The 19,681-nt window shown below is 73.0% G+C and carries 12 protein-coding genes; 3 read left to right on the plus strand and 9 right to left on the minus strand.

Annotated elements, in window-relative coordinates; translation table 11 throughout:
* The first annotated feature begins 139 nt into the window (after positions 1 to 139).
* The 3 genes from CP977_RS11610 (at position 140) to CP977_RS11620 (ending at position 6,077) form a co-directional block, all read left to right on the plus strand.
* Positions 140 to 1,690, plus strand: coding sequence for a DUF6056 family protein (locus tag CP977_RS11610; RefSeq protein ID WP_152370048.1), 1,551 nt, complete (start codon positions 140 to 142; stop codon positions 1,688 to 1,690).
* Between the two features lie 347 nt (positions 1,691 to 2,037).
* Entirely contained in the window at positions 2,038 to 4,908 is a 2,871-nt protein-coding gene (locus tag CP977_RS11615; RefSeq protein ID WP_062755715.1) for a bifunctional glycosyltransferase/CDP-glycerol:glycerophosphate glycerophosphotransferase, read from the plus strand.
* A gap of 62 nt (positions 4,909 to 4,970) precedes the next feature.
* Positions 4,971 to 6,077, plus strand: coding sequence for a glycosyltransferase (locus CP977_RS11620; RefSeq protein ID WP_109186123.1), 1,107 nt, complete (start codon positions 4,971 to 4,973; stop codon positions 6,075 to 6,077).
* 93 nt (positions 6,078 to 6,170) lie between these two features.
* On the opposite strand, the gene galE is transcribed toward CP977_RS11620, so the two are convergent.
* The 9 genes from galE to CP977_RS11665 form a co-directional block, all read right to left on the minus strand.
* Positions 6,171 to 7,160 (minus strand): UDP-glucose 4-epimerase GalE, encoded by a 990-nt coding sequence (galE, locus tag CP977_RS11625; protein WP_152370049.1) that lies wholly within the window; start codon positions 7,158 to 7,160, stop codon positions 6,171 to 6,173.
* A gap of 14 nt (positions 7,161 to 7,174) precedes the next feature.
* Complete coding sequence (locus CP977_RS11630; RefSeq protein ID WP_183953194.1) at positions 7,175 to 8,812, minus strand: glycosyltransferase family 2 protein; 1,638 nt, start codon at positions 8,810 to 8,812, stop codon at positions 7,175 to 7,177.
* 133 nt (positions 8,813 to 8,945) lie between these two features.
* Complete coding sequence (gene obgE, locus CP977_RS11635) at positions 8,946 to 10,385, minus strand: GTPase ObgE (protein WP_109185938.1); 1,440 nt, start codon at positions 10,383 to 10,385, stop codon at positions 8,946 to 8,948.
* Between the two features lie 107 nt (positions 10,386 to 10,492).
* Complete coding sequence (gene rpmA, locus CP977_RS11640) at positions 10,493 to 10,747, minus strand: 50S ribosomal protein L27 (RefSeq protein WP_010041940.1); 255 nt, start codon at positions 10,745 to 10,747, stop codon at positions 10,493 to 10,495.
* A 14-nt stretch (positions 10,748 to 10,761) separates the two neighbouring features.
* Positions 10,762 to 11,082 (minus strand): 50S ribosomal protein L21, encoded by a 321-nt coding sequence (gene rplU / locus CP977_RS11645; RefSeq protein ID WP_030211179.1) that lies wholly within the window; start codon positions 11,080 to 11,082, stop codon positions 10,762 to 10,764.
* A gap of 283 nt (positions 11,083 to 11,365) precedes the next feature.
* Positions 11,366 to 15,322: an Rne/Rng family ribonuclease gene (locus CP977_RS11650; RefSeq protein WP_152370050.1), complete on the minus strand. Its 3,957-nt coding sequence runs from the start codon at positions 15,320 to 15,322 to the stop codon at positions 11,366 to 11,368.
* A 233-nt stretch (positions 15,323 to 15,555) separates the two neighbouring features.
* Positions 15,556 to 16,347 carry a TIGR03936 family radical SAM-associated protein gene (locus tag CP977_RS11655; RefSeq protein WP_062755706.1) on the minus strand — a complete coding sequence of 264 codons (792 nt, stop codon included), beginning with the start codon at positions 16,345 to 16,347 and terminating at the stop codon, positions 15,556 to 15,558.
* A gap of 123 nt (positions 16,348 to 16,470) precedes the next feature.
* Positions 16,471 to 17,664: a hypothetical protein gene (locus CP977_RS11660; protein WP_229991654.1), complete on the minus strand. Its 1,194-nt coding sequence runs from the start codon at positions 17,662 to 17,664 to the stop codon at positions 16,471 to 16,473.
* 64 nt (positions 17,665 to 17,728) lie between these two features.
* Positions 17,729 to 19,657, minus strand: a complete 1,929-nt coding sequence (locus CP977_RS11665; protein WP_062755700.1) for a TIGR03960 family B12-binding radical SAM protein — start codon at positions 19,655 to 19,657, stop codon at positions 17,729 to 17,731.
* Positions 19,658 to 19,681: the final 24 nt, after the last annotated feature.

Below are 19,681 nucleotides of genomic sequence, written 5' to 3' on the forward strand. Positions count from 1 at the left end.
CCGGCGCGCCCTGCGTGGCCGTCCCGGTCGGCATGTCGTCCACAACGATAAAGCATGCGGTAAAGACCTTGAAAACGCGTGGCATTTCACTTATTTGTCACCTTGAGAGATGCCACAGGGCCCACAGGAGTCACCCCCGGTGAGCAAGATCGCCACAACGGGACAGAGTGAGGCGGGAGCCCCGGAAGACGGGGCGGAAGCCGGCGCCGCCGACCGGAACGGATTGTTCCCCCGGGCCCTGAACGGGGTCTCGGCCGTCGTCGCCCTCGGGGCCGGAGCCATACTCGCCGTCGGCGCCTTCCTCGGACTCTACGTGCGCCCCACGTCGGACGACTGGTGCGCCCTCTGGAAGGCCCGCGACATGGGCGTCCTGGGCATCACCGCGGACTTCTACAACACCCAGAACGGGCGCGTCACCAACGCCTTCCTGACCGGTGTCGTCTACTTCGACGACATGCGGGGGGCGAAGCTGATGCCCGCCTTCCTCGTGGTGGGCTTCGGTCTCGTCCTCTTCTTCCTCGCCCGCGCCGCGCTGCGGGCCCTGGGCCTCCCCCGGCCCGGTGCCGTGTCCCTCGTGGTCGCGGTGGCGCTCTTCGAGGCCCTGCTGTTCTTCGCGGGCACGCGCGCGTACCAGACGCTGCTCTGGGCCCCCACCACCATCTCCCACACCCTGCCGAGCCTGATCGGCCTCACGGCGGTGCTCGGCGCCGTCGTGGGAGCCCGTTCCGGGCGTCCGTGGGCCCGGAGGGCCGCCGTCGTCATGGCGGCCCTGACCGGCCTGGCGCTCGGCATGCTCAGCGAGCCGTTCACCATGGTGGCCGGGATCTTCGCGGTCGCCGCCGGACTCGTCTGCCTCCCCCGCTTCGGCCGGACGAAGGACTGGTACGTCACCACCTGGTGCACCGCCGCCTGCCTCGGCCTCGGCACGGGCCTCGTGATCCTCTACACCTCCCCCGGCGCCCGGTGGCGGCGCGCCCAGAACACCACCCAGAAGCCGCTGACGGCGGAGGAGCTGGGCGAGATCCTGCACGACTGGTCGCGCATCTGGCAGACGGTCGCCGACCAGTGGGCGTACCTGGGGGCCTTCGCCGTCGGCGCCCTCCTGGGCCTGGGCCTCGCCTCCGCCGGGCCCTCCCGCGACCACGACGGCTCCGCCGGCCGCCGGGTGCCGTGGTTCCTGGCGCTCCTGCCGGTGCCGCTGATCGCGCTCGCGAGCCTGGGCGTCACGTACGGCCTGCGCAGCGGCTACGGGCCGTCCGGCTGGACGTACGCGCGGACCTGGATCAGCTTCCTCGTTCCGCTGCTGCTCGTCCTCTGCGCGTACGGCGCGTGGGCCGGGTACCGCCTCGGACGGCTGCTCCTCACCCCGGGCCGCCCCGCGGCCCCCGGCCGCTCCGCCGCCCGCGCCGTCACGCTGGTCGCGGTGGGCGCGCTCGCCCTGGGGAGCACGATCGCCCTGGTGCGGCCCGTGTACGTCCTGAACAAGACGACGGTCCACCGCTCCATCGCCTGGGACAACCAGAACGCCGGGATCCGCGCGGACGTGGCGGAGGGCGCCACCGAGGCGACGTACCGGCCCATGAACATCGGCTGGCTGGCCGAGCCCTTCTTCACCTCGTCGTACGAGCGCGACTGGGCCGCCCAGTGCGCGGCCCGCTACTACCAGGTGGACCGGCTCCGCCGCCCCTGACCGACCCCGCCGCTCCGGCCGGAGGCCCACCACCTCCGGCCGGAGGCCCACAGCCCCGGCCGGAACCCTGACGAGGTGTGTTTCCCGTCACTTCGTCCCGCCCGTCATGAGAGGGTTCGCAGTACCTTCTCTCCCCGTGCGCGGGCCGGTGCCGGCGGCCACGGCGGAGCTCCGGTGAGGAAACACCCGTACGGGCGACTCCCGACACGCGGGGATGATGGTCCCGCGCCCGGTCCTTCCGTCACGATCGGAACGCGCCGGGCCCCGCGCCGCCGAAAGGCGCGGAGAAGCGGACGGGCAACACCAGGTAGCTTGGGTGTGTCTGGAGGAAAGACAAATGGATCGAGGTGCAAGTGCCTGACGTCTCCGTGGTCGTCATCGCCTACAACGACGCAGAGCGTCTCCCGACGGCCGTCCGGTCGGTGCTGGATCAGACCCTGCACGGCGTCGAAGTGGTGATCGTCGACGACTGCAGCAAGGACAGCACCTTCGAGGTCGCCCAGGCGCTCGCCGCCGCGCACCCCGACCGGGTGAGGGCCTTCCAGCTGCCGCAGAACAGCGGCGGCTGCGGCGCTCCCCGCAACTACGGCATCCAGCAGTGCGCCGGCGACTACGTCGTGTTCCTCGACAGCGACGACGTCCTCGAACGCAACGCCTGCCGCAACATGCTGGACGCCGCCGAGAGCACCGGTTCCGACATCGTCTCCGGCCTCTGCGTCCGCGTGCACCTGGACAGCCGCCACAAGAAGACCACCCCCTGGTACCCGTGGATCTACTCCACGACCCGGACGATCGAGTCGATCACCGAGCTGCCGGACCTGCTGACCTTCGACACCCTGTCGACGAACAAGTGCTACCGCCGGGAGTTCCTCCTGGAGTCCGGTCTGGAGTTCCCGGTCGGCATCCACTACGAGGACCTGCTCTTCTCGGCCCAGGCCTACGTCGCCGCGCGCCGGATCACGCTCATCCCCAACACGGTCTACCACTGGAACGTGCAGGAGAGCGCCGCCGCCAAGTCGATCAGCAACCGGCGCCACGAGATCGCCAACTTCGTGCACCGCATGGAGATACACCGCCGGGTGGACGCCCTGCTGGAGAGCAAGGGCTACGACGAGCTCAAGTACCGCAAGGACATCAAGTTCCTCAAGCACGACCTGGTCCTGCACTTCCGCGACCTGGCGCTGCTCGACGAGGACTACCGGCGCGAGTTCGCCGAGCTGGCCAACGGCTACCTCGCCGAGATAGACCCGAGGGCGTACGAGGAGGTGCAGCCGCTGCACGCCATCTGCGCCTACCTGCTGAGCAAGGAGGACTGGGACAACCTGCTCCCGGCCACCGAGGCGCTCACCAACGCGGGCCGCCTCACCTCCCCGCTCGCCGAGGTCGACGGGCAGGTGTACTGGTGCGACCGGCACCTGGACACCGAGCAGGGCCGCCAGGTCCTCGACGTCACCGCGCGCGGCTTCCACACCCGCCCGCTCACGACGCTCGCCCTCGGCAACCGGCTCACCTCGTACGAGAGCACCGACGGCGTCGTCAGGCTGGCCGGCCGGGTCGTCAACCCGCTGGGGCGGATCGCCCCGGACGCGAAGCTCGGCGCGGCCCTGGAGTTCTCGGCCCGCCGCAGCGTCGGCGGCAGGACCGCCCGCATCCCGGTGACCTCGGTCCGGCACGCCGGCCAGTGGATCGAGTGGGAGGGCACGGCGGACGTCGCCCGCACCGTGCGCCCGCTCGGCATCATCGACGCCGTCTGGGACGTGCGCCTGGTCCTCACGGTCGACGGCCAGGAGCTGCGCACCCGGGTCTCCGTCGGCGGCACCCCCCTGGACAACGCGCGCTCCCTGAAGGTCCGTCCACGGCTGACGACGCTGGTCTCCGACCGCTTCGTCCCCGAGATCACGAAGAAGGGCAACCTCTCCTACGTGCTCTCCGCCGAGGGCAGGGCGGCCGTGCACACCTCCTCGATGATCGAGGGCGCCATGCACGGGCGGACCGCCCAGCTGGCGAAGACGAGCCTGCGCCGCCTCCTGAAGGCCAAGAAGGACCTGAACTCGGGCGAGACCAAGCTGCGCGTCTACCACGAGTTCTACAGCAAGCTGCCGATCCGCAAGGGCCTCGTGGTCTTCGAGAGCCACCTCGGCAAGCAGTACAGCGACAGCCCCAAGGCGATCTACGAGGAGATGCGCCGCCAGGGCGTCCGCTTCGAGGCCGTGTGGTCCTACGCGGGCGCGAAGCCGACCGGCTTCCCCCAGGACGCCACCCTCGTGAAGCGCTGGAGCTGGCAGTACCTGCGGGCGCTCGCCCAGGCCGAGTTCTGGATCGACAACCAGGGCTTCCCGCTGCGCCTCGCCAAGCGTCCGGGGACCACGTACATCCAGACCTGGCACGGCACCGCCCTCAAGCGGATGGGCTTCGACGAGCCGAACACCAAGGCCCGCGGGCTCGCCGCCCAGGCCGCCTTCCAGGAGTCCCTGGACCGCTTCGACCACTTCCTGATCCGCGGCGAGCACGACCGGCGGACCCTCGCGAAGGGCTTCCGGCTCCGCGACGAGGTGCTGCTGCCCGTCGGCTACCCGCGCAACGACGAACTGGTCGAGACCCGCCGCAAGGAGGCCGAGACCGGCGTCCGGGAGCGCGGCGAGCTCGCCGCGAAGCTGGGCATCGCCCCGGAGAAGAAGGTGCTGCTGTACGCGCCGACCTTCCGGGCCGCCCCGGGCGGCAAGGTGCGCGCCTTCAAGGCCCCGTTCGACGTCCAGGAGTTCGCCGAGCGCTTCGGCGAGACCCACACGCTGCTGATCAGGACGCACTACCTGAACAGCGTGACGCTTCCGCCGTCGGTGCGGGGACGGGTCATCGACGTCTCCTCCCACCACGACATCACCCCGCTCCTCGCCCTCGCGGACGGGCTGATCACCGACTACTCGTCCGTGATGTTCGACTACGGGCTGCTCGACCGCCCGATGATCTTCTTCACCTACGACTACGACGAGTACGCCAAGGAGAACCGGGGCACCTACTTCGACCTGAAGGAGCGCGCTCCGGGGCCGGTCGTGGCCACGGAGGAGGAACTCTTCGGAGTGATCGCCAACTTCAAGGACGAGGCCGACACCAAGTACGCGGCGGCCCGCCAGCGGTTCAACGCGGAGTTCAGCGAGTGCGACCGGGGCGACGCGGCCCGACAGATCGTCGCCAAGTTCTTCACCGGGAGCGGGAAGTGACCAACCAGACCGCCGCGTCCGGCGGCCGTGACATCTTCATCGTCTCCAACAGCGTGGACGAGATGGGCGGCGTGACCACCTGGACGCACCAGATGGCCCGCGAGTTCACCGCCCGCGGCCACCGGCTGCACGTCATCGGCATCACCCCCGCCCCGGCCGGGCGGCAGCACGAGTTCCCCGAGCCGCTGCCGTACGACACCACCACGCTGTACGACGCCCACCCGCCGCAGGTGAAGCCGCTGCGCGGCCTCAAGGGGAAGCTGAACGCGGCGGAGCGGCGGCGCCACGCCGCCCGGGCCGCCGGGATGCGGGAGCGCGCGGACCGGATGTCGGCGCTCTTCGCCGCCGCCCGGCCCGGCGCGGTCGTGATCGTGACCCAGGTGTGGGCGATGGAGTGGGTCGCGCTCGCCGACACCAAGGGCCTCCTGGTGATCGGCATGAGCCACGAGTCGTACGAGGCCAGCGCCGCGTCCTCCCGGCTCGCCCGGGTGAAGCGCCACTACCGGGACGTCGACCGGCTCCTCACCCTCACCCCGGGCGACGCGGACCAGTTGATCCGCGCCGGCATGGACAACGTCGGCCACATGCCGAACGCGCTGCCGTTCATGCCGTCGGCCCCGGTGCCGCGCGAGGAGAAGGTCGTGGTCTCCGTCGGCCGCCTCTCGCACGAGAAGGGCGTCGACATGCTGCTCGACGCCTGGGCCGAGATCGCTTCCCGCCACCCCGACTGGAAGCTGCGGATCTACGGCGCCGGCGACGAGGAGCAGTCCCTGCGGCGGCAGACCACCGAGCTGGACCTCGACGGGTCCGTGGAGTGGATGGGCCGCACCAACGACGTGCTCGGGGCGCTCGCCGGGGCCTCGGTGTTCGCGCAGGCGTCCCGTGCCGAGGGCTTCCCGATCACCCTCCTGGAGGCGATGGCGGCGGGCGTGCCCTGTGCCGCGTTCGACTGCGCGCCGGGCGTCCGGGAGATCATCCGGGACGGCGAGGACGGGCTGCTCGCGCGGCTCGGCAACGCGGCGGAGCTCGGCGGGCACATCAGCACGCTGATCTCCGACAAGGAGCTGCGGGACCGGATGGGCGACGCGGCCTTCGAGAACGTGAAGCGGTACTCGGCCGACGAGATCACCGACCGCTGGGAGGCGCTGTTCGCCTTCCTGGAGCGCTGACGGACCGCGACGCGAGGCCGTCGTACGGGGCTTCGTACGGGAAAGGGCCGGGGAGGCGACTCCCCGGCCCTTTCGCGTGCGTCCCGTACGGCGTCAGACGGCGGCGGCGGCGCGGTTCGCGACCCAGCCGGCCCAGGCCGACTCGATCATGTCGCGCACGTCGTGGCGGGCCTTCCAGCCCAGCTCGCCGGCGATGCGGTCGGCGGAGGCCACGACCCGGGCCGGGTCGCCGGGGCGGCGCGGGGTGACGAGGGGCTCGGTCGTGTGGCCGGTGATCTCGTTGATCAGCGCCACCATCTCGGTGACGGAGACGCCCTCGCCGCGGCCGATGTTGATCGTCAGGTCGCGCGGCTCGCCCGCCTCGGCCCACTCCGCGAGCTTGCGGGCGGCGACGAGGTGCGCGTCGGCCAGGTCCTCGACGTGGATGTAGTCGCGGACGCAGGTGCCGTCGGGGGTGTCGTAGTCGTCGCCGAAGATCCGCGGGGCCTCCCCCGCGTCCAGGCGCTCGAAGACCATCGGGACCAGGTTGAAGACCCCGGTGTCCGCCAGCTCGGGGGTCGCCGCGCCGGCCACGTTGAAGTAGCGCAGGCAGGCCGTGGAGATGCCGTGGGCGGCGCCCGCCGCGCGGACCAGCCACTCGCCCGCCAGCTTCGTCTCGCCGTACGGGCTCAGCGGCAGGCAGGGGGTCTCCTCGGTGACGAGGTCGACGTCCGGCATGCCGTAGACGGAGGCGGAGGAGGAGAAGAGGAAGTTGCGCACGCCGGCGGCGGCGACGGCCTCCAGGAGGACCGTGAGGCCGATGACGTTCTCGCGGTAGTAGTGCAGCGGCAGTTCGACGGACTCGCCGACCTGCTTCTTGGCGGCGAGGTGGACGACGCCGGTCACGCCGTGCTCGGCGATCGTGCGGTCCAGGACCTCGCGGTCGAGCGTCGAGCCGACCACCAGCGGCACGCCCTCCGGCACCCGGGTCTCGTAGCCCGTGGACAGGTCGTCGAGGACGACGACCCGCTCGCCCGCCTGCGTCATGGCGCGGACCACGTGCGAGCCGATGTATCCGGCACCACCGGTGATCAGATAAGTCATAGCGCCCAAACCTTTCACTGAGAACTGCGGACGAACCGGCGGAACCGGGCCCTGACCACCCGGAAGCCGTCCCGGGCACCGGACACCATCCGTACCGCCAGCGAACCGTTCGCCGTCGTGTACTGCTGCACCAGGAGTACACCGTACCGGCTGCTCGGAAGCACCGATCGCCGCTGGGTTCCGGCCACCGGCCGGAGCGCGGTGGTGTACGACTCGCCGTTCGCGCAGGTCACCGTCACGGTGAAGTCCCACAGCTGGACGCCCCGGCGGCCGAGCCGCCGTCCGGCGCCGACCAGCCGGTTGAGCCGGACCGGGGCGCGGCCCGTCCAGCGGGGCTCCGTCCCGTCCCCGTCGGTCCCGGCCCGCAGGTCGATCCGTTCGGTGTGGACGGGCTCGGTCCCGCCGCGCGGCAGGAACCCGACCTCGGCGGTACGGGGGACGGCCTCCGCGAGCCGTCCGTACAGGTCCCGCGCCGTGAGGGTCAGGTCGCCGGGGCGCAGGACGGCGTCGACGACGAGCGGCAGTTCGCCGAGCGGCAGCCGGTCCATGCCGTCGAGGCGGGCCTCCGGCAGGTCCTCGGACCAGACGGCGTCGGCGGGGGTGCCGGCGTACGGCGGGAGCAGCCGGCCCGGTTTGGCACACAACCGTGACAGTCGGAGCAGGTCGCACGGCTCCTTCGCGGCCAGCAGGAAGCGGGCGGCCCAGCGGGCGGGGGCGACGGCGGCGGCGATCTCCGGCTCCCGGAAGCCGGCCAGGTGCTCGCGGGTGACCTCCCACCACTCGGCGCGGTGGTCGGCGTCGCGCAGCCGCAGGTCCCTGGCGTACATCCGCAGGTCGTGGTCGAGGAACTTGGTGCGGCAGGCGGCGGCGAGGTCCGTCCGTCCCGCCTCCGCGAAGGTCTCGACGGCCGCGCGGTGGGCGGCGGTCCGGGCCCGCCAGTTGGAGACGTCCTGCCGGGCGAGGGAGATCGACAGCTGGGCGGCGGACCGGCGCACGTGCCAGACGTAGACGGTGTCGGGGACCACGGCGACGCGGGGGGCGGCGGCGTACACCCGGGCGGTGAAGAGGAAGTCCTCGTAGACGAACCGGCCGTCGGGGAAGCGGATGCCGTGCGCGTCGAGGAAGGCGCGGTCGTAGACCTTGTTGACGCAGAGGGTGTCGTGGACGAGGGGGCGCAGTTCCTCGGGGGTCTCCAGGACGGCCGGTTCCCGGTAGAGGGCGGGCTGCCAGCGCACGTCCCTGCCCTCGGGGAGCTCGCGGCGCACGCAGACGCCGACGGCGACGGGGGCGCGGTGCCGCTCCGCGGCGGCGACCAGGGCCTCGGCGGCGCCGGGCGGCAGGACGTCGTCGCTGTCGAGGAACATGACGTACGGGGCGGTGGCGGCCGCGATGCCGTCGTTGCGCGGGGTGCCGCAGCCGCCGCTGTTCTCCGCGCGGTGCACCACCCGCAGCCGGGGGTGCAGGGCGGCCAGCTCGTCGAGCACCCCCGCCGTGCCGTCGCCGGAGCGGTCGTCGACCGCCACGACCTCGGCCACCACGGGCCCCTGGTCGAGCGCGGACCTGATGGCCTCGCCGACCAGCTCCTCGTCGTTGTAGGCGATGACGACGACGCTGAGCAGGCCCGCGGTCTCGGGCGGGGGAACGGTACTCACGGGCAGGATCCTACGGGAGCCCCCGGGCCCCTCCTCCCGGCCGGTCGAGGGGCTTCCCGGCCCCGCCGGAAGCGGGGCCGGCACCGCCGGAACGAGACCGGGGCCGGGGCCCGCCGGAGCGGGCCCGGGACCGCTAGAACGGGTCGAACTCGTCGAACTCGCGCTGCGCGTCGTCGCGCTCCGCGTCCCGGTCCCGGCGCCGCTGCGCCGCCGGGCGCGGGGCCTCCAGGCGGTGGTCCTCGCCGCGGCGGCCGAGCATCTCGGCGCCGGCCATCATGCTGGGCTCCCAGTCGAAGACGACCGCGTTCTCCTCGGAGCCGATCGCGACGCCGTCGCCCGCGCGGGCGCCCGCCTTCATCAGCGCGTCCTCGACGCCGAGGCGGTTGAGGCGGTCGGCCAGGTAGCCCACGGCCTCGTCGTTGTTGAAGTCGGTCTGGCGGACCCAGCGCTCCGGCTTCTCGCCGCGCACCCGGTAGACCTCCTCGGCCTCGTCGTACGTGACCGTGAAGCCCGCGTCGTCCACGGCCTTCGGGCGGATGACGATCCGGGTCGCCTCCTCCTTCGGCTTGGCGGCGCGCGCCTCGGCGACGATGCCGGCGAGGGCGAAGGAGAGCTCCTTCAGACCGGTGCGGGCCACGGCGGAGACCTCGAACACCCGGTAGCCGCGCTCCTCCAGGTCCGGGCGGATCATGTCCGCGAGGTCCTGGCCGTCCGGGATGTCGATCTTGTTGAGGACGACGATCCGGGGCCGGTCGTCCAGGCCGCCGTACTGCTTCAGCTCCTCCTCGATGACGTCGAGGTCGGAGACCGGGTCGCGGTCGGACTCCAGGGTCGCGGTGTCCAGGACGTGGACGAGGACCGAGCAGCGCTCCACGTGGCGGAGGAACTCCAGGCCCAGGCCGCGGCCCTGGCTGGCGCCCGGGATCAGGCCCGGGACGTCGGCGATGGTGTAGACGGTCGAGCCGGCCGTGACGACGCCCAGGTTCGGGACGAGGGTGGTGAAGGGGTAGTCCGCGATCTTCGGCTTGGCGGCCGACAGGACGGAGATCAGGGAGGACTTGCCGGCGCTCGGGTAGCCGACGAGGGCCACGTCGGCGACGGTCTTGAGCTCCAGGACGATGTCCTGGAGGTCGCCGGGCTCGCCGAGCAGCGCGAAGCCGGGGGCCTTGCGGCGCGCGGAGGACAGCGCGGCGTTGCCGAGGCCGCCGCGACCGCCCTGGGCGGCGACGTACGTGGTGCCGTGGCCGACCAGGTCCGCGAGGACCTCGCCCGCCTTGTCGAGGACGACGGTGCCGTCGGGCACGGTCAGGACGAGGTCCTGGCCGTCCTTGCCGGAACGGTTGCCGCCCTCGCCGGGCTTGCCGTTGGTGGCCTTGCGGTGCGGGGAGTGGTGGTACTCCAGGAGGGTGGTGACGGACTGGTCGACGACCAGGATCACGTCGCCGCCGCGGCCGCCGTTGCCGCCGTCGGGCCCGCCGAGCGGCTTGAACTTCTCCCGATGGACGGAGGCGCAGCCGTGGCCTCCGTTACCCGCGGCGACGTGCAGCTCGACGCGGTCCACGAAGGTGGTCATGGTGGTGCCTCCAGGGTGTTACGTAAGGAATGTCTATCTGGTAACACGCGAAAGGCGGACCCGCTTCCCGTGCCGGGAAGTGAGGTCCGCCTCCGCGAAAGATCCGATCAGGCGACCGGAACGATGTTCACGACCTTGCGGCCGCGGTGGGTGCCGAACTGCACCGAACCGGCCTGCAGGGCGAACAGCGTGTCGTCGCCGCCACGGCCGACGCCCGCGCCGGGGTGGAAGTGGGTGCCACGCTGGCGGACCAGGATCTCACCCGCGTTGACGACCTGACCGCCGAAGCGCTTCACGCCGAGCCGCTGGGCGTTGGAGTCGCGACCGTTCCGGGTGGACGATGCGCCCTTCTTGTGTGCCATTGCTCAGTCCCTCTTTACTTCGCGGCCGTCGGGATCGCGGTGACCTTGATCGCCGTGTACTGCTGGCGGTGACCCTGGCGACGGCGGTAGCCGGTCTTGTTCTTGTAGCGCAGGATGTCGATCTTGGCGCCCTTGTGGTGATCCACGACCTCGGCCTCGACCTTGATGCCGGCCAGGACCCACGGGTCGCTGGTCACGGCGTCGCCGTCGACAACGAGCAGGGTCGAGAGCTCGACCGTGTCGCCAACCTTGGCAGTGGAAATCTTGTCAACCTCAACGATGTCGCCGACAGCAACCTTGTGCTGGCGACCACCGCTGCGCACGATGGCGTACACGCGGATCTCTCTCTCACTCGGGATGAAACCTCTGACGCCAGCCGCCCGCACGGACCCGGGGGTCCGCGGCGTTCCGGAATCGGACGAGCGGCCTCTCCCGACGAGCGGGAGGGAGGTGCTCAGAGGCGCGGCGCGCCGACAGACGCGCCGACGGTCTAGGTTACGGGCGGCCGACGCGGGGGGTCAAATTCGCCCGGGACGGCCCGGGCCGCCCCTCCCCCGCGCTTTCGCGTACGTCCACGTACGTCCGCGCACGGAGGGAGGGGCGGCCCGTGCCCGCCGGTCAGTCCTGGGCCGGGGAGGCGGTCTTCTCGGCCGCCTTCTTGGCCGTGGTCTTCTTGGCGGTCGTCTTCTTCGCCGCGGTCTTCTTGGTCGCCGCCGTCTTCTTGGCGGCGGTCTTCTTGGCCGTGGCCTTCTTCGCCGTGGTCTTGCGCGCCGCCGTCTTCTTGGCGGGGGCGGGCTCGGCCTCGGCGTCCGCGACCTCGGTGTCCGCGGCCTCGGGCTCCTCGGCGGCCGGGGCCGTGGCGACCACGACGACGGCTTCCTCGGCGCCCGCGGGCGAACCGGCGGGGGCGGTGGCCTTGCGGACCACCCGGCGGCGGGCACGCGGCGGGGCGGCCACGGGGGCCTCCTCGACGGCGGGCTGCTCCGGGGCGGGCTCCTCGGCCGCGACGGCCTCGGGCTCCGGCTCCGGCTCCGCGACGGGAGTCACGTCGGCCTCGGCCTCGGTCACCGTCTCCACGACGGTGACCGGCTCGGCCGGCTCCGTGGTCGAGACGACCGGGGAGGTCGCCCGGCGGGTGGCACGGCGACGGCCGCGCGGGGCCGGGGCGGCGGGCTCCTCGACCACGGCCTCGGCCACGGTCTCCGCCACGGGGGCGGCCTCGGGCTCGACGGCCTCGGGCCCGGCGGCCGGCTCGGCCACCGGCTCCGCCACGACGGGCTCGGCCTCGGTCACGGTCTCCACGACGGGAGCCGGGGCGACCGGCGTCGGAGCGACCGGCGTCGAGGCGACCGGGGCGGTCACCCTGCGGGTCGCGCGACGGCGGCCACGGCCGCGCGTGGCGGCCGCCTCCGCCTCGGCGACGGAGCCGTACAGCTCCTCGTCCGGGGCGATCGGCACCGGCACGGCCACCGGGGCGGCCAGCTCCGCCGCGACCTCGGCCTCGGTCTCGACCTCGTGGGCCGCGTCCTCGGCACCGGTCTCCACGGCCTCGGCGTGCTCGTGCTCGTGGACGTGCCCGTCGCCGCCACGGCCGCGCTTCTTCGCGCGCTTGCCGCCGCCACCGCCGCCGGGGGTGGTCGGCTGCTCCATGTGGACGATGACGCCGCGCCCGTTGCAGTGGACGCAGGTCTCGGAGAAGGACTCCAGGAGGCCCTGGCCGACCCGCTTGCGGGTCATCTGGACCAGGCCCAGCGAGGTGACCTCGGCCACCTGGTGCTTGGTCCGGTCCCGGCCCAGGCACTCCAGGAGGCGGCGCAGCACCAGGTCGCGGTTGGACTCCAGGACCATGTCGATGAAGTCGATGACGACGATGCCGCCGAGGTCGCGCAGCCGCAGCTGGCGCACGATCTCCTCGGCCGCCTCCAGGTTGTTCCTGGTGACGGTCTCCTCCAGGTTGCCGCCCTGGCCGGTGAACTTGCCGGTGTTGACGTCGACGACGATCATCGCCTCGGTCTTGTCGATCACCAGCGAGCCGCCGGACGGCAGCCAGACCTTGCGGTCGAGCGCCTTCATCAGCTGCTCGTCGATCCGGTACGTCGCGAAGACGTCGACCTCGCTCGTCCACTTGGACAGGCGGTCGGTCAGGTCCGGGGCGACGTGGCCGACGTACCCGTGGATGGTCTCCCACGCGTCGTCGCCGCTGACGATGACCTTGGAGAAGTCCTCGTTGAAGATGTCGCGGACGACCCGGACGGTCATGTCCGGCTCGCCGTAGAGCAGCGTCGGGGCGTTGCCGCTCTTCGCCTTCTTCTGGATGTCCTCCCACTGCGCCTGCAGGCGCTCGACGTCGCGGCGCAGCTCGTCCTCGCTCGCGCCCTCGGCGGCGGTGCGCACGATGACGCCCGCGTCCTCGGGGACGATCTTCTTGAGGATGGTCTTCAGGCGCGCGCGCTCGGTGTCGGGGAGCTTGCGGCTGATGCCGGTCATCGAACCCTCGGGCACGTACACGAGGTAGCGGCCGGGCAGGGAGACCTGGCTGGTCAGGCGGGCGCCCTTGTGGCCGATCGGGTCCTTGGTGACCTGGACGAGGACCGACTGGCCGGACTTGAGGGCGGACTCGATGCGGCGGGGGCCGTGGCCCATGCCGAGCGCCTCGAAGTTGACCTCGCCGGCGTACAGGACGGCGTTGCGGCCCTTGCCGATGTCGACGAAGGCGGCCTCCATGGACGGCAGGACGTTCTGGACCTTGCCCAGGTAGACGTTGCCGACGTACGAGGTGGCCTGCTCCTTGTTGACGTAGTGCTCGACGAGCACGTTGTCTTCCAGGACGCCGATCTGGGTGCGCTCGCCGTTCTGGCGGACGACCATGACGCGCTCGACGGCCTCGCGGCGGGCGAGGAACTCGGCCTCGGTGATGATCGGGACGCGGCGGCGGCCCTGCTCGCGGCCTTCCCGGCGGCGCTGCTTCTTGGCCTCCAGGCGGGTCGAGCCCTTGATGGACTGGACCTCGTCGGCGCCGGTGCCGGGCTCGGTCTTCTCGCGGGCCGGGCGGGGCTCGCGGACCTTGACGACCGTACGGACGCCGTCCTCGTCGCCCGTCTCGGCGTCGGCGGCGGCGTCCCCGCTGCGACGGCGGCGACGGCGACGGCGGCGGGAGCTGCTGGAGCCGCCGGTGAGGCCCTCGGCCTCCTCGGTCTCCTCCTCGCCGTCCTCGGACTCCTCGGACTCGTCCTCGGCGTGCGGCTCCTCGCCCTCCTCGGTCTCCTCGACCTCGGTGAGCTCCCCGCGGCGGCGGCGGCGGCCGCCGCGGCGACGGCGACGGGAGGGACGGTCCTCGTACTCGTCCGTCTCCTCGGCCTCCTCGGCCTCTTCCAGCGCGTCGGCGGCGGCCTCGACCTCGGGCTCGTCGGCGACGGTGGCCGGAACGGGCTCGACGGCGACGGGCTCGCCGCGGCGGCGGCGACGGCGGCGGGAACCGGACTCGGCCCGCTCGACGGTCTCCTCGGGCGCGGCGGCCTCGACCGTCTCGACGGTCTCCTCGACCTCCTCGACCTCGTCGTCCTCCGGCTCCACGGGCGCGGCGGCGGCGGCCGCGGCGGCCGTCTCCGGCGTCTGGAACATCGGCTCGGCGAAGACCGGGGCCTGGAAGACGGCGACGGCCGGGCGCGCGGCGCGGCGCGGCTCGCGGGCCGGGGCCGGCTCGGAGGTGAACTGCGGCGAGGTGACGCGGCGGCGGCCACGGCCACGCGTGGCGGCGGTCTCGGCGGCGGCGACCTCGGCCTCGTCGGCGGCGATCTGCGCGACGGCGGCCTCGGGCAGCGACTCGCCGGCGGCGGGCGTCTCGGCGGCCGGAGCCTCGGTGGCCTGCGGCTCGGCGGCGGGCTCGGGGGCACCGGCCGGGGCGGCGGCCTTGCGGGTGGCGCGGCGGCGGGTGCGCGGCGCGGGGGCTTCGGCCTCGGCCTCGACCGGGGCGGCCTCGGGGGCGGTCTCGGCGACCGGCGCGGGGGCCTCCTCGGCGGCGGCGGGCGCACCGGCCGGAGCGGTGGCCTTACGAGTGGCACGGCGGCGGGTACGGGCCGGCGGGGCGGCCTCGGTCTCGGCCTCGACCGGAGCGGCCTCCGCGACCGGCTCGGCGGCGGCCTCGGGCGCCGGGGTCTCGTCGGCGGGGGTCTCGTCGGCCGGGGCCGGGGAGGTCGCCGGAGCGGTGGCCTTTCGGGTGGCGCGGCGACGGGCCGGGCGCGCCGGAGCGGCCTCGGGGGCCTCCTCGGCGGTCTCGGGCGCGGTCTCCGCGACCGGCGCGGCGGTCTCCTCGGCGGCGGGCGCACCGGCCGGGGCCGTGGCCTTGCGGGTGGCGCGGCGGCGGGTGCGCGGCGCGGGGGCTTCGGTCTCGGCCTCGACCGGAGCGGGGGCCGCGGCGGGCTCCGGCGTGTCGGCGGCCGGGGCCTCGGTGGTGCCGGTGATCTCGGCGGCCTCGCCCGTCACCGGCGGGCCGGCGGGGCGGGAGGCGGCGCGGCGCCTGCGGCGCGGCGGCAGCTTGTCACCGGGGGCAGTGATGTCTTCGTTGGACTCGGGCATGCGGGGTTCTCCCGTCACGCTCCCGGGCGCCGCGCCTGGTTCCGGTCCGGCGGCACGGTCACGCCTGGGGCGAGGTGCCGCCGTCCGGGGCGCGGGCGCCGCACGGGAGCTGTATGTCTGGCTCGCCGGTTCCGTACGCCCTGTGCGGACGGCCTGGCGAAAGTCTCCTGGTCAGTGCGCGGCCCGACCCAGGTGGCTCCCGAGTACCAGGGCTGCGCTGCGACGACCGCTCCCTACGCGGTGTCCGTACCCGGCGCCGTCGCCGGGGCGGTCGCGGCGGCCGTGGGTGAAGCGGCCGTGACTGCCTCGCGGTCGGGCGCGAGCGGGTCGGTCACCGTGCCGGACTCCTCGTCGAAGAGCCCCTGCGCCAGCCTGGTCACCGCGGCGGGGACCGGCGGCGCCAGGTCGGCCACAGCTCGGAGACCGGACAGGACGTCGTCGGGTCGTACGGCAGGTGTCACGTGCCGAACAACCAGCCGCAGTATCGCACAGGCGCTGTCCAGCGGCCCATCTTCCCGGGGGTCGCCCTGGGGACGGACGGCCGTCAGCTCGGTGACCGCGGAACGGGTGTCGAAGGTGCGGACGCCGTTCTTGGTCTTGCGCTGTACTTCCACGGTCTCGGCCGCGAGAAACGCCTCGACGGCCTTCTCCGCGTCCTCGGGGGCGACGCCTTCGAGGCGCAGCTCCCAGACGGAGGCGGTGAGCCGGTCGGCGAGGCCCGAGGTGCGGGCCTCGACGGCGTCGGTGATGTCGAGGCCGGTCGGCAGGGACTCGTCGAGCAGGGCCCGCAGGGTCTCCGGGTCGCGCGCCTCGGTGAGGGCGATCTCCAGGTACTCGGCCTCGGAGCCCGTGCCGGTCGGGGCGGCGTTGGCGTACGACACCTTGGGGTGGGGGGTGAAGCCGGCCGAGTACGCCATGGGCACCTCGGCGCGGCGCAGGGCGCGCTCGAAGGCGCGCTGGAAGTCGCGGTGGCTGGTGAACCGGAGGCGGCCGCGCTTGGTGTAGCGCAGTCGGATGCGCTGCACCGCCGGTGCGGGCGGCGGGCCTTCGGGCTGTCGCTTGCCCAGTGGTTCTTCTCCTCGGTGCGGGGCGGCGCGGGTGTGCGCCGCCCACGAGCTGTGCGGGTCGCCTCGGGGGGTCCGCCCGGTTCACCCCCGCTTCCGCAGGGAGATCTCGGGGGCGGGCACCGCGCCGGAGACGTTCGTTGTACTACCCAGAGTACGCGCCCGGGCCGCCCCCGGTTCCCGGGGCTCGACCGGCCGGGCCGCGCCGACGAGGGCGCGCCAGGCGTCGCGGCGGGCCTCCCGGACGGTGGCGCGGGCGGAGGAGAGCGCGTCCTTCGCGGCGCGTCCCGCCTCGACGGCGGCGCGGCGGGCCGGGGCCCAGAGGGCGTCGCGGACCCAGTGCCCGGCGGGCCGGAGGACGGAGTTCCAGACCCGGGCGGCGGGCCGCGCGACGAGGTTGCGGCCGCACCACCGGAGCCCGTGCCAGACGTGGACCAGCGGCCGTCCGAGCAGGTTCCACGCGAGCCACTTGAGCCCGCGCCCGACGGCCCGCGACACGAACCCGGCGACCCGCCAGCACAGGCCGAGCGCGTCCCGCACCTCCCGGCCGACGGGCACGAGGACCCGGTTCCAGAGCCGGCCGACGGGGAGGACGATCCCGTACCGGACGACGGGCACGACCACGTACCGCCAGAGCCCGACCCACGGCCACACGAACAGCGCGAGGCCCAGCCGGGGCAGGAACCAGCCGAGCCCCCGGCCGACCTGCCGGAAGAGCCGCCCCAGGCCCTGCCCCAGCGGGGTGAGCACATACCGGTCGAGCCAGACGGCGGGGACGGCGACCCCGTACCGGAGCAGGGGGACCAGGACGTACCGGAAGAGCGCGGCGAGCGGGACGAGGACCAGCTTCTCCAGGAGGAAGAAGCAGCAGGTGCCGAGTGGGGAGAGCACCCGGCGGTACAGCCACACGGCCGGAACGGCGATCCCGTACCGGGCGACCGGCACGACCACGTACCGCCACAGCGCCACCCACGGCCACACGAGCACCGCCTTGAGCAGCCACATCAGGGCCGTGCCCAGCCACCCGGCCCCGATCGCGATCCCCCGGCCCGCCGGCGCGAGGAGCCACCGGTACAGCCACCGGGCCGGGAGGGCCACCGCGTGGTCGAAGAACCACTCCAGGCCGCGGCCCGCCGGGCGGAGCAGGGCCCGGTCGAGCAGGCGGCCCCCGGCGGTGAGGGCGTCCCAGGCGATGCGGACCGGCAGGACGGCGACGAGCACGACGATCCGGACCGGGATGCGGATCAGCGCAGGTGGCGTCGGGTGTTCCATGCTCATGCCGAACATGACGCGACGGCCCGGCGGAGGGTTCACCCCTCCGCCGGGCCGTCGTCCGGGGGACCTACTTGACGACCGTCAGCGGCAGCAGCTTCTTGCCGGTCGGGCCGATCTGGATGTGCGTGTCCATCTGCGGGCACACGCCGCAGTCGAAGCACGGCGTCCAGCGGCAGTCCTCGACCTCGGTCTCGTCGAGGGCGTCCTGCCAGTCCTCCCAGAGCCAGTCCTTGTCGAGGCCGGAGTCCAGGTGGTCCCAGGGCAGGACCTCCTCGTAGGTGCGCTCGCGGGTGGTGTACCAGGCGACGTCCACGCCGTACTCGGGGAGCGTCTTCTCGGCGCAGGCCATCCAGCGGTCGTACGAGAAGTGCTCGCGCCAGCCGTCGAAGCGGCCGCCGTCCTCGTACACGGCGCGGATGACGGAGCCGAGGCGCCGGTCGCCGCGCGAGAGGAGGCCCTCCACGATGCCGGGCTTGCCGTCGTGGTAGCGGAAGCCGATCGAGCGTCCGTACTTCTTGTCGCCGCGGATCTTGTCGCGGAGCTTGCGCAGGCGCTCGTCCGTCTCCTCGGCCGAGAGCTGCGGGGCCCACTGGAAGGGGGTGTGCGGCTTGGGCACGAAGCCGCCGATGGAGACGGTGCAGCGGATGTCGTTCTGGCCGGAGACCTTGCGGCCCTCGGCGATCACGTTCATCGCCATGTCGGCGATCTGGAGGACGTCCTCGTCGGTCTCCGTCGGCAGGCCGCACATGAAGTACAGCTTCACCTGGCGCCAGCCGTTGCCGTACGCGGTGGAGACGGTCCGGATCAGGTCCTCCTCCGAGACCATCTTGTTGATGACCTTGCGCATGCGCTCGGAGCCGCCCTCGGGGGCGAAGGTGAGGCCGGAGCGGCGTCCGTTCCTGGTCAGCTCGTTGGCCAGGTCGACGTTGAAGGCGTCCACGCGGGTCGAGGGGAGGGACAGGCCCACCTTGTCCTCGGTGTAGCGGTCCGCGAGGCCCTTCGCGATGTCGCCGATCTCGCTGTGGTCCGCGGAGGAGAGGGAGAGGAGGCCGACCTCCTCGAAGCCCGTCGCCTTGAGGCCCTTCTCGACCATCTCGCCGATGCCGGTGATGCTTCGCTCCCGCACGGGGCGCGTGATCATGCCGGCCTGGCAGAAGCGGCAGCCGCGGGTGCAGCCGCGGAAGATCTCGACGGACATGCGCTCGTGGACGGTCTCCGCGAGCGGGACGAGGGGCTGCTTGGGGTACGGCCACTCGTCGAGATCCATGACGGTGTGCTTGGAGACGCGCCACGGCACGCCGGACCGGTTGGGCACGACGCGGCCGATGCGCCCGTCCGGCAGGTACTCGACGTCGTAGAAGCGCGGGATGTAGACGTTCCCGGTCTTCGCGAGGCGGAAGAGGACCTCCTCGCGGCCGCCCGGCCTGCCCTCCGCCTTCCAGGCGCGGATGATCTCGGTCATGTCGAGGACGGCCTGCTCGCCGTCGCCGATGACCGCCGCGTCGATGAAGTCCGCGATCGGCTCGGGGTTGAAGGCGGCGTGGCCTCCGGCGAGCACGATCGGGTGGTCGACGGTCCGGTCCTTCGCCTCCAGCGGGATGCCCGCGAGGTCGAGCGCGGTGAGCATGTTGGTGTAGCCCAGCTCCGTGGAGAAGGACAGGCCGAACACGTCGAAGGCGCCCACGGGGCGGTGGCTGTCGACCGTGAACTGCGGGACCCGGTGCTCGCGCATCAGCTCTTCGAGGTCCGGCCACACGCTGTAGGTGCGCTCGGCGAGGACGCCCTCGCGCTCGTTCAGTACCTCGTAGAGGATCATGACGCCCTGGTTGGGCAGACCGACCTCGTACGCGTCCGGGTACATCAGCGCCCAGCGGACGTCGCACTCGTCCCAGGGCTTGACCGTGGAGTTCAGCTCTCCGCCGACGTACTGGATCGGCTTCTGCACGTGCGGGAGCAGGGCTTCGAGCTGCGGGAAGACAGACTCGGCAGCAGACATCTCGAACCTTCGTGAGCGGGCAGG

The organism is Streptomyces cinereoruber (assembly GCF_009299385.1).
GTDB lineage: Bacteria > Actinomycetota > Actinomycetes > Streptomycetales > Streptomycetaceae > Streptomyces > Streptomyces bikiniensis.

Excerpts from the sequence above, each read along its gene's own strand:
- CP977_RS11620 (WP_109186123.1), top strand. The coding sequence starts at position 4,971 with ATGGGCGGCGTGACCACCTGGACGCACCAGATGGCCCGCGAGTTCACC.
- CP977_RS11650 (WP_152370050.1), bottom strand. The coding sequence starts at position 15,322 with ATGCCCGAGTCCAACGAAGACATCACTGCCCCCGGTGACAAGCTGCCG.
- CP977_RS11660 (WP_229991654.1), bottom strand. The coding sequence starts at position 17,664 with ATGAGCATGGAACACCCGACGCCACCTGCGCTGATCCGCATCCCGGTC.
- obgE (WP_109185938.1), bottom strand. The coding sequence starts at position 10,385 with ATGACCACCTTCGTGGACCGCGTCGAGCTGCACGTCGCCGCGGGTAAC.
- galE (WP_152370049.1), bottom strand. The coding sequence starts at position 7,160 with ATGACTTATCTGATCACCGGTGGTGCCGGATACATCGGCTCGCACGTG.
- rpmA (WP_010041940.1), bottom strand. The coding sequence starts at position 10,747 with ATGGCACACAAGAAGGGCGCATCGTCCACCCGGAACGGTCGCGACTCC.
- CP977_RS11665 (WP_062755700.1), bottom strand. The coding sequence starts at position 19,657 with ATGTCTGCTGCCGAGTCTGTCTTCCCGCAGCTCGAAGCCCTGCTCCCG.